The following is an 11,906-nucleotide window of genomic DNA, read 5'->3' as shown; positions in this document are numbered from 1 at the left end:
GATGCTGGACGACCTGCTGATCCGGCCGCTGGAGCCGTGGGACACCGACGAGGCGGCCGGGGTGTGGTGGGCGGCCCGGCATGCCGAGGGCTCGCAGTTGCCGCCGGCGATCCACACGGAGGCCAACGTCCGGGCGTGGTTCGGCAACGTGCTGCTGCCGGACGGGCAGAGCTGGGTCGCGGTGGACGACGACCGGATCGTCGCCGTGCTGACGCTGGACGGTGACGACCTCGACCAGCTGTACGTCGACCCGTCGGTCGCCGGGCAGGGCATCGGGTCCACGCTCGTCGACCTGGCCAAGGACCTGCGGCCGGGCGGGCTCGCGCTGTGGACCTTCCAGACCAACACCCGGGCGCAGGCCTTCTACAGCCGGCACGGCTTCACCGAAGTACGGCGTACGGACGGCAGTGCCAACGAGGAGCACGCGCCGGACGTGAGGATGGTCTGGGGCGCCCATCCCGAGCGACTAGAGTCAACTGTGTGAGACGCAGCGTTGACGAGCACCTGGACGTAGTACTCGGCAGGGTTCGGGCCCTGCCTCCCTTTGAGCAGCCGCTGATGGAGGCGCTCGGGCTGGTGCTCTGCGAGGACGTGGTGTCGGGTGTGAGCCTGCCGGGTTTCGACAACTCGGCCATGGACGGGTACGCCGTACAGGCGGCCGACCTGGCGGGCGCGTCACAGGACGAGCCGATCACGCTGCCGGTGGTCGGCGAGATCGCGGCCGGGCGCAGCGAGCCGATCGTGGTGACCACCGGGACCTGCGTGCGGATCATGACCGGCGCACCGATGCCCCGCGGCGCCGACAGCGTCGTACCGGTCGAGTGGACCGACGGGGGAGCGGTACAGGTCCGCATCGCTCAGCAGCCGGCGCTCGGTGCGTCGGTACGCCGGTTCGGTGAGGACCTGAAGGCCGGGGACAAGGTGCTGGACGCCGACACCGTGCTGGGGCCGCGGCAGGTCGCCGTACTGGCTGCTGTCGGGCGGGCCCGGGTGAAGGTGCGTCCGCGCCCCCGGGTGGTCGTGGTGTCGACAGGTGCCGAGCTGCGCGAGCCCGGTACGCGGCTGGGCGACGGACAGATCTACGACTCGAACAGCTACACCCTGGCCGCTGCGGCGCGGCAGGCCGGTGCGGTGGTCTACCGAGTCGGCATCGTCGACGACGACCCGAAGAAGATCATGGACACACTCTCGGACCAGCTGGTCCGCGCCGACCTGGTGATCACCTCCGGGGGCGTCAGCAAGGGCGTGTACGACGTGGTCAAGGAGGTGCTGACCAAGCTCGGCACCATCGACTTCCCCGAGGTTGCCATGCAGCCGGGCAAGCCGCAGGGCTTCGGCGTGATGGGCGACGACGAGGTGCCGATCTTCACGCTGCCCGGCAACCCGGTGTCGGCGTACGTGTCGTTCGAGGTGTTCGTGCGGCCCGCGCTGCGCAAGCTGATGGGCCAGATGCCGTACCGGCGGACCCCGGTCCAGGGGATCAGCCTGGACGGGTTCGGCTCACCGGCCGGGCGGCGCCAGTTCGTCCGCGCCGCGGCCACCTCCGGCGACGAGGGCTGGATGGCCAGTACAGTCGGCGGGCACGGCTCACACCTGCTCGGCGGGCTGAGCCGCTCGAACGCCCTGATCGTGGTGCCCGAGGACGTCACCGCCGTCCGGGCCGGCGAGCAGGTCGAGCTCTGGCTGCTGGACGAGGAGACCGGATGACGCAGGACGCGGACCGCCTGGCCGCCGAGGACGTGGGCGCCGCCGCGGGAGCCGGTGGGCTGACGCACGTCGACGCCACCGGCGCGGCCCGGATGGTCGACGTGTCGGACAAGACCGAGTCCGCCCGGCGAGCCGTTGCCTCCGGCAAGGTGTACGTCTCGGCCGAGGTGGTCGAGGCGCTGCGCGGCGACGGCGTACCGAAGGGCGACGCGCTCGCGGTCGCGCGGATCGCCGGGATCATGGGCGCCAAGCGGACGCCCGACCTGGTGCCGCTGTGCCACCCGATCGCGGTGACCGGTGTGAAGGTCGCGCTCGAGGTGGCCGACGACGCCGTACTGATCGAGGCCGTGGTGAAGACCACCGACCGGACCGGTGTGGAGATGGAGGCGCTGACCGCCGTCTGCGTCGCCGGGCTCGCGCTGATCGACATGGTGAAGGCACTCGACCCGGCGGCGGTGCTGTCCGACGTACGGGTGGAGACCAAGGACGGCGGCAAGACCGGTCACTGGGAGCGCGCGTGAGAGCCCTTGTCGTCAGCATCTCCAACCGGGCGGCCGCGGGGATCTACACCGACACCACCGGCCCGCTGATCGCGGAGCGACTGACTGCTTGGGGTTTCAGCGTCGACGGGCCGCAGGTCGTACCGGACGGAGCGCCGGTGGGTGAGGCGCTGCTGGCTGCCGTCGAGGCGTCGTACCAGGTGGTGGTGACCACTGGCGGTACCGGGATCTCGCCTACTGACGAGACGCCTGAGCAGACCGCCGGAGTGATCGAGAAGGAGATCCCGGGCATCGCCGAGGCCATCAGGGCCTACGGCATCGCGCAGGGCGTGCCGACTGCCGCACTGTCGCGTGGCCTGGCGGGTGTGGCCGGCAAGACCGTGATCGTGAACCTCCCCGGCTCCCGTGGCGGAGTCAAGGACGGCCTGACCGTACTGGAGCCGCTGCTGCGGCACGCTGTCGACCAGGTCGCCGGCGGTGACCACGTGCGGACGGACGACGCCTGATGGCAGTCGTCCACTGGCCGGTGGAGCTGCAGCACGGACAGGTGGGGCTGCGGCCGCTGCGAGCCGGTGACGGCGCTGAGTGGAGTGCGGCCCGGCAGCGGAACATCAGCTGGCTGCGGCCGTGGGACGCCACCCAGCCGCCCGGTGCGGACGACGGTGCACGCACCTTTCGGGCCATGGCCCGGGACTGGAACCGTCAGGCCCGGTACGGGCGGATGCTGCCGTTCGTCATCACGTACGGCGGGGCAGCGGGCGCCGGTGCCCGGGCCAAGTGGCCGCTGGTCGGGCAGCTGACCGTGTCCGGGATCACCTACGGCTCGGCGCGCTGGGCGAACCTCGGCTACTGGGTCGACGAGCAGTACGCCGGCCGCGGGATCGTCCCGACGGCAGTGGCGATGGCGGCCGACCACTGCTGGTTCACCCTCGGGCTGCACCGGCTGGAGGTCGCCATCCGGCCGGAGAACAAGGCCAGCCTGCGCGTGGTCGACAAGCTCGGCTTCCGCTACGAGGGCGAGCGGCCGCGGTTCCTGCACATCGACGGCGAGTGGCGCGACCACCGGATCTTCGCCCTCAACGCCGAGGAGGTCGGGCCCGGTCTCGTGGCCCGGCTGACCTGATTACGCTGCGTGGTTGTTCACACCAGTCACACGAGTCTTCTTGCGACACACCGTCCCACGTACCCCACCTGACCCGTCCGGGGTCTTAGCGTCGTCGCATGGGGACGACAGGGCTGATCTATGTGGCGATCGTCGCCGCGTGGGCTGCCTACCTCGTCCCGATGATGCTGAAGCGCAACGACGAGGCGAGCAAGCGCCGCTCGGCGGAGGCGTACTCGTCGTCGGCCGCGCGCGTGCTGTCGCGGACCGACGGAGGGTACGCCGTACGGGCTCCTGCGACGGGGGTGACGACGTCGGCCGGGACAACCGTGACCGGTACGTCGGCGCACGGCGCGACGGTCACTGCGGCCTTGGCTCCGCAGGCCGAACCGCCGCCGCATCGCTACGTCCCCAACCGAGCCCGCCGGGTGGCCGCCATGCGCCGCCGGCGGGTGCTGTCGATCCTGACCCTTTCGCTGCTGTCGATGACGGCACTGGCCGGGCTCGGGATGCTGCTGTGGTGGAGCGTGTCCATCCCGGCTGGGCTGATCGTCGCTTTCGTCGTACTGACCCGGGTGCAGCTGCGCAGGCAGGCCCGCGAGCGGACCGCCTTCGTCGCCGAGCGCCGGGCGCAGGCCGCTGCTCGCCACGATCGCGGACCGGCCGTCGCGCCGCCGTCGTCGCCGGACAACGAGATGACGGTCGAGGTCAAGCTCCCGGTCGCCGAGCCCGCCAAGCCCGAGCCGAAGCCGGTCTCGTCGGAAGGCCTGTGGGACCCGGTGCCCGTCACGCTGCCGACGTACGTGCTGAAAGAGAAGGCCCCCGACCGGACGGTCCGCACGATCAACCTGTCCGGCCCCGAGGTCTTCTCGTCGGCGCGCATCGTCGAACCGGAGCCCACCGCGCCGCCGATCGTCCCCGACGAGATCGTCGAGAAGCCGGTCGTCGAGCCCGAGATCAAGCGCGCCGTCGGCGACTGATCCGGCCCTCGCGAACCCCCTGACCGCACCTCCCAGCGGCGGGCAGATCCGTCTCCTGCGGTGCAACGTCCGAAGAACCGGCATGCGTCCGAAGGACCGTGCGCTATAGCCTCGGCTTCTTCGGACGCAACGCGAATCTTCGGACGCTACGGACCCGGAACCGATTTCAGCTCCACCCCGTCACCGTGTTAGAGTTTCGCGGTCGCCAGGAACACCGGCGACGTGGTTTGGGGCTGTGGCGCAGTTGGTAGCGCGTCTCGTTCGCAATGAGAAGGCCAGGGGTTCGAATCCCCTCAGCTCCACGAGTGCGATGGGCGATTCGTGTCCGCGGAAAGCGCGGACCGGGTCGCCCTCGTCGTTTTGTGCGGCTGCGCTTCGCTTGCCGCGGTGCGGGGGCTTCGCCACCCGCACCCCCTTGCGCCTTCGCTTCGCTCGGCTGTTGGGGCTGGGGTTGGTTGTTGTGCGGCGTTTTGGTGCATCAGCTTTGGTGCGGAGTCCGTTTCGGCCTTCGCTTCGCTCGGCTGCTGGGGCTGGGGTTGGTTGTGGTGCGGCGTTCTGGCATCAGCTTTGGTGCGGAGTCCGTTCTGGCCTTCGCTTCGCTCGGCTGCTGGGGTGGGGCGTTAGGGGGTTGCCCTCGCTTCGCGCTGGTGGGGGGCGCCGCGATGGGAGGCCTTCGCTTCGCTCGGCGATGTGGTGGGCCCGCGCGGGTGGGCGCGGTGCGCGCTTAGCGCGCGGTGGCCCCACTGTGGCGGGCGTTGGTGCCCAAACTTCTTGCTCGCTTCGCTTGAGAGCGGCGGCCGGGGTGCTCTCGGTGAGCGAGTGTGGTTAGCCGGAGGGTGTCGGTGTGGAAGGTCGCGCGAGGGCGTGGCGGTGGTTGCTGGGAGCAACGGTTAGGGGTGGTGCTGCCAGGGGGCCAGGTGGCTGCGGCCGGTGTGGCGGGTTGGTGGGGGGAGTTGGGGGCGGTGCAGGGCGCCGAGGGGGAGGTCGTCGGGGTGGGCGTTGGGGTCGCGGAGGACTGCCCAGTTGATGCGGTCGCCGTTGCGGGTGGGGGAGGAGCCGCAGGCCTTCGCCAGTTCGGAGAGGATGCGGATGCGGATCGGGTCCACTGGTGGACCGCCGGGGAGGGCGGTGGCTCCGGGTGGGTCGGGGCAGTCGTCGGTGACGGCGACCGTCAGGAGGTCTCGGCGGAGTTCGAGGCGGAGGACCAGGTCGCCGGCTGAGCGGTGGAGGGCGGAGCAGACGAGTTCGTTGGCGACCTGTACGGCGTCGTCGAGCAGGGTGGTGCAGCCCCACGTCGTACAGACGTCGGTGACGTAGGTGCGGGCGTTGTGCGCGCTGGCCTCGGACGGCGGGAGGATCATCACCGCGAGGCGGCGGAGCGGCGTACGCCGGGCGGCTGCTCGGGCCTGGGGCAGTGTCGGGTAGATCCGGACGAACCGGCCGAGGGTCCGTGCGGCGAGGCTCAGGCCGCCGCCGAGTGCGGCGCCCGACACGAGGATGAGCTGTACGCCGGACCAGAGCGCGGCGCGGCGGGCGACCATGCTGAAGACGTTCAGGACGTAGGCCTGCTCCAGTCGCGCCAGGCTCAGGTCGACGACGATCGCCGACGGCTGCTCGGCGATGCACTTCATCAACGTGTCGCGAATCCGCGGCACGGCCGACAGCGACACCGCGCCGGTCAGGGTCACCACCGCGATGCCCACGGTGGAGTCGTCCACCGCGATCATCAGGGCGGCCCCGCCCGCGCTGATCAACTGTTCCGGCACGCCATGATCCACGGCGAGTCACCCCCGGGCGTCGTCCGCCGACGCTGAGGGCGCCAACGTGTGAGCCACGTTACACCTGATCAAATGTCAGAGCTGCCCCGGAGTTGGGACGGGGAGCTGCGCGAAGTGCCGTTTCGCTGGCGACTGGCAAGACGGTCGACATCGGAGTCGGGGCGCGTGGTCAGGGGCGGAGCATGGCTGCAGCACCTCCTGGAGGTGTGGGTGCAGCAGGTTGGGGGTGGCTTGTGCCAGGGTAGGTGCGTCGGGTGGGCGCGTGGAGGTGAGTGGTGTGAGGCAGCGCGTGGCGGCGGGGTTGTTCGTGCTGGCGTTCGCGATGGCGGGGGTCGCGGCGGGGCACGGGAATGCGGTGCAGGATCGCGGCGAGAGCAAAGGGTGCGAGCTGCTGGTCGAGGGGGCTCCGCCGGAGGCCGGGCGTGGGGCCGGCGAAGAGCCGCCGTTGATGGTGACGAAGGAAGCGTCGGGGCTGGTGAAAGGGCATGTGTTCACGCCGGCGGCGTTTCTGATGGTGAAGTCGACCTGCCCGGAGGCCGGGATGTGGGAGAGCTGGCAGGGGAGTCAGCATCTCGACGGGGTGGAGTTCACCGGGTCGGATCTGGCCAAGGTGCACGTGTACGACGGGGATCCGCTGGGGTTGCGGACCTGGCGGGGGCCGCAGGGCGTGGAGTCGCGGCCGGTGGACGTGGACATCCGGCTCGGCACCGACATCCAGTCGATCGCGAGTGTGCCGCAGGACGACGGCGGGGTGGAGTCGACGTACGTCGTACTGCGTTACTCGCCGGACGACAAGGGACTCGTGCCGTACGCCGGGGTGGGCGTGACGGTCGAGAAGCGGTGTGGCGAGAAGTGGTCGGAGCTCGCGAAGACCGGGACCGACGGCGAGCGGGGGGAGTTCACCGTCGCCGTACCGGCTGGTGAGTGTGCGGAGGAGTTGCGGGCGACGGCCGACGACGCCGACGACACCTGGGGGCGGCCGATCGTGCTGACCAGCTAGGTCTGGGCAGTCTGCGAGGCGCCGGGCGGCCGGGCGGCCGCGAGGCGCCCGGCGTACGGCGCCCGGCGTACGGCGCCCGGCGTACGGCGCCCGGCATACGGCGTACGGCGCCCGGGCGTTTAGGCGGTGAAGTCGTCGGGGTCGCCGAGGGTGATGCCGAGGGCGGAGGCCATCGCGAGGGTGACGGCGAGCGCGTCGATCGGGGAGGAGTTCGCGATCGTCGCGCCGCCGAGGTTGGCGATGCCGCGAGTGCCGTCCCACGTGCAGTCGACGAAGACCGCGCCGTTCGCCTTCACCTGGGAGAACTCGGCGCCGGTCAGGTCGCAGCCGCGGAAGACCGTGCCGGACAGGTCGGCCGAGACGAAGTCGGCACTCTGCAGCCGGCAGTCGGTGAACTCGGCCCGGACGAACTTGGCGAACCGGAACGAGCTGAAGTCGAGCACGCTGTCGCGCACGGTCACGTGCTGGAGGTTGAGCGCCGGGCCCGCGAAGCCGGTCAGGCGGGACGAGTTGATCTGCACGCGGGTCGCCGAGGCGTCGGACCAGCGCGCGTTGGCGAGATCGCAGTGGTCAAGTACGACGTCGACCAGGATCGCCTTCTCCAGCTCGGACCTACCGAGATCACACCGCGTCAGCCGGCAGCCGCCGATCTCCAGGTGCTCGGCCTCCAGATCCCGCAGGTCCACGTCCTCGAGCTCCAGGTCGAGCAGCCGGTCCTCGTCCTCGATCCCGTCCACCGAAGGTGTCGCCCGCTCCAGATCGGCCCGAAGCCGAGGTGTCGCGATCTTCAGTGCAGCCTTGCCCCGCCCACTCATGCGGCCACCGTATCGGGCCCCACGGACAACGGCCGCCGTTGGCGGGGGAGAGGGAAGGGAGCCGGTCGCCCCCGGCCAGCGGAGGTGCAGGTGTTGGGGCGGCCGTCTCTGGTGGTTGGGGTGGAGGCTGGGCTCTGCGCCTCCGGTGGTGGAGTCGCCTGTCGTACAGGTGGGCTCAGGCGAGCGCACGTACTGCGGCGCCGATGATGGCTGAGTGTTCGGTGTCCTTGGTGACTGCTACGTCGAAGGTGAAGACCTGGCTGACCAGGTCGAACGCACCGGAGATGGAGCCGCCGAGGACTGCTCGGGTGGCGCCGAAGCGGGCTAGCCAGGGGGTGAGGGCTTCGGCGAGGACGGTGAAGGCTTCGACGAGGGTCTGGTGGGCGTGGGTGTCGCCGGCTCGGGCGGCTTCGGCGACTTCTTTGACGCCGATACCGTCGGGGCCGTCGTACGCGCGGAGGATGGCTCGGGAGGAGATCCAGTCTTCCAGGGGTTTGCCGGCGATGTCGGTGCGGTAGAGCTCGCCGCCGGGTGGGACCGTGTCGCCGGTGCGGACGACCTGGCCGTTGGTGAGGAACGCCGTGCCGATGCCGGTGCCGATGGTGACGCCGCAGCAGCGCTCCAGGCCCTGGAGCGTGCCGGTGGTCCACTCGCCGACGGTGAAGGCCTCGGCGTCGTTCACGAAGACGACGCGGTCGAGGTCCAGCTGGGAGCGGAGGCTCTGGCCCAGGTCGAAGCCGTAGAGAGAGTCGAACTTGTCGACCCCGCGGTACCAGGCGATCCCGGCGGCGTAGTCGAACGGTCCGGGCATCGCCAGCGCCAATCCGTTTGCCAACGGCAACTGTGTGGCCGCGGCGGCCAGCTGGGTGACGATCTGCTCGGCCGAGGTCTGCGAGTCCAGCGGCGTACGCCGGAGCGACCCGACCTCCCACGAACCCTGCGAGACCACCGCGGCGGTCACGTGACTGCCGCCGACCTCCAGCACGGCCACCCCTGCATCGTTGCTCATGCCCCCCATCATTCCCGATCGCCCGGCCGGGCCGGGCACATTGGGTGGGTACGAAGAACGAATCCGAGGTCGACGCTGCCGGCGGTCGTCGAGTCACCACCCGCCGACCAGGGCAGGTTCCGGAACCATCAGCCGATGCCGGGACGGCGAGCCTGTGGAACCATGGAGGAGGCGGTTCACCACCGCCCACCGCCCGAGCAAGGAAGTGTGACCGGTTTTGCACGCCGAGAGGACAGCCACGTCCGCGGTCCTGACGCTGAGCGTCGGGGTCGCGGTGATCGGCCATGCTCTCGCGGGCGGCGCCGTCACCGGCACTGTCCTGCCACAGCTGCTCGCGCTCGCGGCGGCGTGCTGGCTGCTCGGTGACCACCTTGCGGAGCGGCAGGAGGCCGCGGTGGTTGTGCTGGCCGCGATCCAGCTGGTCGTCCACTTCTCGCTCGACTCCGCTCACCACATGGCGTCGATGCACGGCGGTGCCGCCGGTTCGCTGACGATGGCGACGGCCCACCTGGTCGTCCTGCTCGTCGGCATCGGTCTGGTCGACCGGGCCCACCAGTGGATTTCGCGCGTACGGCGCATCGTCGCGCGACTGGTCCCGGCGCTGCCCGCGCCGATCGTGGCACTCCCGGTGAGCCACCGGGCGCCGCGCGCCGAAACGGCCGGCCCGTCGTACTGGCAGCGCCAAGACACCGCCAACGTGTCGCGGCGCGGACCGCCGGCCGGACAGGTTCTCCCCGTTCCGTCCTGAACCGGTCGCGCGCACCTGCGGGACCGGGTCCCGTGTGTCCGCGAAAGGCTCACCCATGTTCACGAAAGTTGCCCTGCGCGCCGCCGCGATCTCCGCGGCGTCCGCGCTCGTCCTGGTCGGCGCGGCGGGCTCCGCCTCGGCCCACGTCACCGTCTCCTCCCCGGACGCCAAGCCGGGCGGGTACGCCAAGCTGGTGTTCCGCGTCCCGACCGAGTCCGACACCGCCAGTACGACGAAGCTCGTGGTCTCGTTGCCGGCCGATCGCCCGTTCGCGTCGGTCGGGGCGCAGGTGAAGGACGGCTGGAAGGTCGTCAAGACGACCACGACGCTGCCGGCGCCGGTCAAGGTCGGCGACGTCACGCTCACCAAGGCGATCACCACGGTCACCTGGACGTCGACGGGCGCCGGCGTACCGGCGAACGACTTCGACGAGTTCGCGCTGTCGGTCGGGCGGCTCCCCGAGGGCGTCGACTCGCTGAGCTTCCCGGCGGAGCAGACCTACAGCGACGGCGAGGTGGTGAACTGGGCGGAGGTCGCCAAGAGCGACACCGACAAGCCCGAGCACCCGGCGCCGTCGCTGAAGCTGGCCGCCGCGATCACCCCGGTCGCCGCCACCACGGACGACGGTGACGAGTCGGGCTCGGACGTGCTCGCCCGCTCGCTGGGTGGCGCGGGGCTGCTGCTGGGGCTGATCGCTCTGGGTCTGGCAGTACGTCGTACTGGCGCTTCCTCGGGTGAGGCCAAGTAGTCGTGCGCAAAGTACTCGCGGTCCTGGCCGCGTCGCTGCTCGTCCTGGTGGGCTCCACCGGGACGGCGGCGGCGCACGCCAAGCTGGACTCGATGACGCCGGGCGACGGAACGACGATGGCGGTCCCGCCGACGCAGGTGGTGCTGACCTTCAACGAGCCCGTCGGCAGCACCGGCGCCCAGGTGCAGGTGAAGTCGCCGACCGGCGTGAACGTTGCCCTCGGCGACATCCAGGTGATCGACAACACCGTCACCCAGCCGGTCGGCGCGATGATCGAGACCGGCCGGTACCAGGTCGACGCCCGGATCGTCTCCGCCGACGGGCACCCGATCACCGTCGCCGGCGCCTTCACCGTGACCCATGCCGGTCACGACCCCAACAGCCCGGTCACGCCGACGGCAGCTCCTGACGAAGGCAACTCCAACGTCGTCACGATCGTCGCGATGTCCTTGGTGATGCTGGTGGTGGTCGCATTGGCCATCGTCATCGTACGCCGCCGTCCGGCCGCATGACCAGTTCGTCCACCACGGCCCGGCAGTCGCGACGAGGCACGGTCGCCGCCGGAGTAGTTGCCTCAGGCATCGTCGTTTGCGTGGTCGCGCTGCTGCTCGCGGGTGGCGCGCCGAAGTCGTTGCCGGCGGGACTTCATGGCGCAAGCCTGCCGGTGTCGTGGGCAGTGCCCGTACTGCGGTTGCTCGCCGATGGGGCTGCGATCTTCTGTGGTGGTGCGGTGCTGGCCGCCGTCGTGCTGCTGAAGCCGGAGGCGGACGGAAAGCTTGGTCAGCAAGGGCTCCGGGCTGTCCAGGACGCGGCGGTGGCGGCCGGGGTGTGGGCGGTGGCGAGCATCGGTGGATTGGTCGCGACGGCTTCGGTGATCCTTGGGTTGCCGTTGTCGCACCTGGCGGAGCATGCCGCGGTGGCGGGGCAGCTTGATCAGGTGCGTGCATTGGCTGTTGCGGTGGCGCTGACAGCCGTAATGGCTGTTGTGCTGAGCGGGTGCCGGACGGTGGCCACGGCGAGGTTTGCTTTGGTGCTGACCGCGTTGGCTTTGGTTGGTCCGTTGCTCACCGGGCACGGGGCGATCGAGCGGACTGGGACCTGGAGTGTCCTCGCGACTGGGTCGCTAGTTGTGCATGTGCTTGCGGCGACTACTTGGATCGGGGGGCTCGGGGCGGTGATTCGCTACGCCAAGGACGGGGTCGAGACCTTCAGCCGGCTCGCGCTGATCTGTGCCGTGACGGTCGGCGCGACCGGGCTGCTCACCGCCGAGATCCACCTCGGCGGCCGCGAGGACGGCTGGGGGCTGATCACTCAGTGGGTCACCACCGGGTACGGCGCGCTGGTGTTCGCGAAGGCCGCGGCGTTCGCCGTACTGGTGGCCATCGGCTGGTGGCACCGCCGCGCGACGCTTCCCGCGCTCGCGGACCGGCCCGCGTTGTTCTACCGCCTCGCCGCCGTCGAGCTGCTGGTGATGGCCGGCACGGTCGGCCTGGCCGTGGCACTGTCCCGGACGCCGTGA

The 11,906-nt window shown here is 70.7% G+C and carries 14 protein-coding genes and 1 tRNA gene; 12 read left to right on the top strand and 3 right to left on the bottom strand.

The window, feature by feature from the left end; genetic code table 11:
• The first annotated feature begins 1 nt into the window (after position 1).
• The 7 genes from HDA39_RS22115 to HDA39_RS22085 all read left to right on the top strand — a co-directional run bounded on the left by HDA39_RS22115 (position 2) and on the right by HDA39_RS22085 (position 4,591).
• Complete coding sequence (locus tag HDA39_RS22115; RefSeq protein ID WP_238356120.1) at positions 2-484, top strand: GNAT family N-acetyltransferase; 483 nt, start codon at positions 2-4, stop codon at positions 482-484.
• Entirely contained in the window at positions 481-1,707 is a 1,227-nt protein-coding gene (glp, locus tag HDA39_RS22110; RefSeq protein WP_184797953.1) for a molybdotransferase-like divisome protein Glp, read from the top strand. Before HDA39_RS22115 ends, glp begins: the two co-directional genes overlap by 4 nt.
• Positions 1,704-2,228: a cyclic pyranopterin monophosphate synthase MoaC gene (gene moaC / locus HDA39_RS22105; protein ID WP_184797951.1), complete on the top strand. Its 525-nt coding sequence runs from the start codon at positions 1,704-1,706 to the stop codon at positions 2,226-2,228. Before glp ends, moaC begins: the two co-directional genes overlap by 4 nt.
• Positions 2,225-2,713: a molybdenum cofactor synthesis domain-containing protein gene (locus tag HDA39_RS22100; RefSeq protein ID WP_184797949.1), complete on the top strand. Its 489-nt coding sequence runs from the start codon at positions 2,225-2,227 to the stop codon at positions 2,711-2,713. The genes moaC and HDA39_RS22100 overlap by 4 nt, the downstream gene beginning before the upstream one ends.
• Positions 2,713-3,330 carry a GNAT family N-acetyltransferase gene (locus tag HDA39_RS22095; RefSeq protein ID WP_184797947.1) on the top strand — a complete coding sequence of 206 codons (618 nt, stop codon included), beginning with the start codon at positions 2,713-2,715 and terminating at the stop codon, positions 3,328-3,330. Before HDA39_RS22100 ends, HDA39_RS22095 begins: the two co-directional genes overlap by 1 nt.
• Before the next feature lie 98 nt (positions 3,331-3,428).
• Positions 3,429-4,289 carry a divisome protein SepX/GlpR gene (sepX, locus tag HDA39_RS22090; protein ID WP_184797945.1) on the top strand — a complete coding sequence of 287 codons (861 nt, stop codon included), beginning with the start codon at positions 3,429-3,431 and terminating at the stop codon, positions 4,287-4,289.
• A 229-nt stretch (positions 4,290-4,518) separates the two neighbouring features.
• Positions 4,519-4,591, top strand: a tRNA-Ala gene (locus tag HDA39_RS22085).
• A 588-nt stretch (positions 4,592-5,179) separates the two neighbouring features.
• Here HDA39_RS22085 and HDA39_RS22080 read toward each other — a convergent pair.
• Positions 5,180-6,055, bottom strand: a complete 876-nt coding sequence (locus HDA39_RS22080) for an STAS domain-containing protein (protein WP_184797943.1) — start codon at positions 6,053-6,055, stop codon at positions 5,180-5,182.
• A gap of 289 nt (positions 6,056-6,344) precedes the next feature.
• Between HDA39_RS22080 and HDA39_RS22075 the strand changes: the two genes are divergently transcribed.
• Positions 6,345-7,067 (top strand): hypothetical protein, encoded by a 723-nt coding sequence (locus HDA39_RS22075; RefSeq protein WP_184797941.1) that lies wholly within the window; start codon positions 6,345-6,347, stop codon positions 7,065-7,067.
• A gap of 119 nt (positions 7,068-7,186) precedes the next feature.
• Here HDA39_RS22075 and HDA39_RS22070 read toward each other — a convergent pair whose 3' ends face one another.
• Positions 7,187-7,882, bottom strand: coding sequence for a pentapeptide repeat-containing protein (locus tag HDA39_RS22070; RefSeq protein WP_184797938.1), 696 nt, complete (start codon positions 7,880-7,882; stop codon positions 7,187-7,189).
• Positions 7,883-8,057: 175 nt separating this feature from the next.
• Entirely contained in the window at positions 8,058-8,891 is an 834-nt protein-coding gene (locus tag HDA39_RS22065) for an ROK family protein (RefSeq protein WP_184797936.1), read from the bottom strand.
• A gap of 217 nt (positions 8,892-9,108) precedes the next feature.
• Here HDA39_RS22065 and HDA39_RS22060 point away from each other — a divergent pair, with 217 nt between their 5' ends.
• From HDA39_RS22060 to HDA39_RS22045, 4 genes are read left to right on the top strand one after another with little or no spacing between them, the layout of a single operon-like run.
• On the top strand, positions 9,109-9,639 hold the full coding sequence (locus HDA39_RS22060) for a hypothetical protein (RefSeq protein ID WP_184797934.1): 531 nt from the start codon (positions 9,109-9,111) through the stop codon (positions 9,637-9,639).
• A 55-nt stretch (positions 9,640-9,694) separates the two neighbouring features.
• On the top strand, positions 9,695-10,387 hold the full coding sequence (locus tag HDA39_RS22055) for a YcnI family copper-binding membrane protein (RefSeq protein ID WP_184797932.1): 693 nt from the start codon (positions 9,695-9,697) through the stop codon (positions 10,385-10,387).
• A gap of 2 nt (positions 10,388-10,389) precedes the next feature.
• The gene (locus tag HDA39_RS22050) at positions 10,390-10,899 is read left to right on the top strand and encodes a copper resistance protein CopC (RefSeq protein WP_184797930.1); all 510 of its coding nucleotides are present in this window, start codon (positions 10,390-10,392) and stop codon (positions 10,897-10,899) included.
• Entirely contained in the window at positions 10,896-11,906 is a 1,011-nt protein-coding gene (locus HDA39_RS22045; RefSeq protein WP_184797928.1) for a CopD family protein, read from the top strand. Before HDA39_RS22050 ends, HDA39_RS22045 begins: the two co-directional genes overlap by 4 nt.

Source organism: Kribbella italica, from assembly GCF_014205135.1.
GTDB classification, from domain to species: domain Bacteria; phylum Actinomycetota; class Actinomycetes; order Propionibacteriales; family Kribbellaceae; genus Kribbella; species Kribbella italica.
The sequence above is the reverse complement of the archived record's forward strand: the minus strand, read 5'-3'. Positions and strand labels throughout refer to the sequence as shown.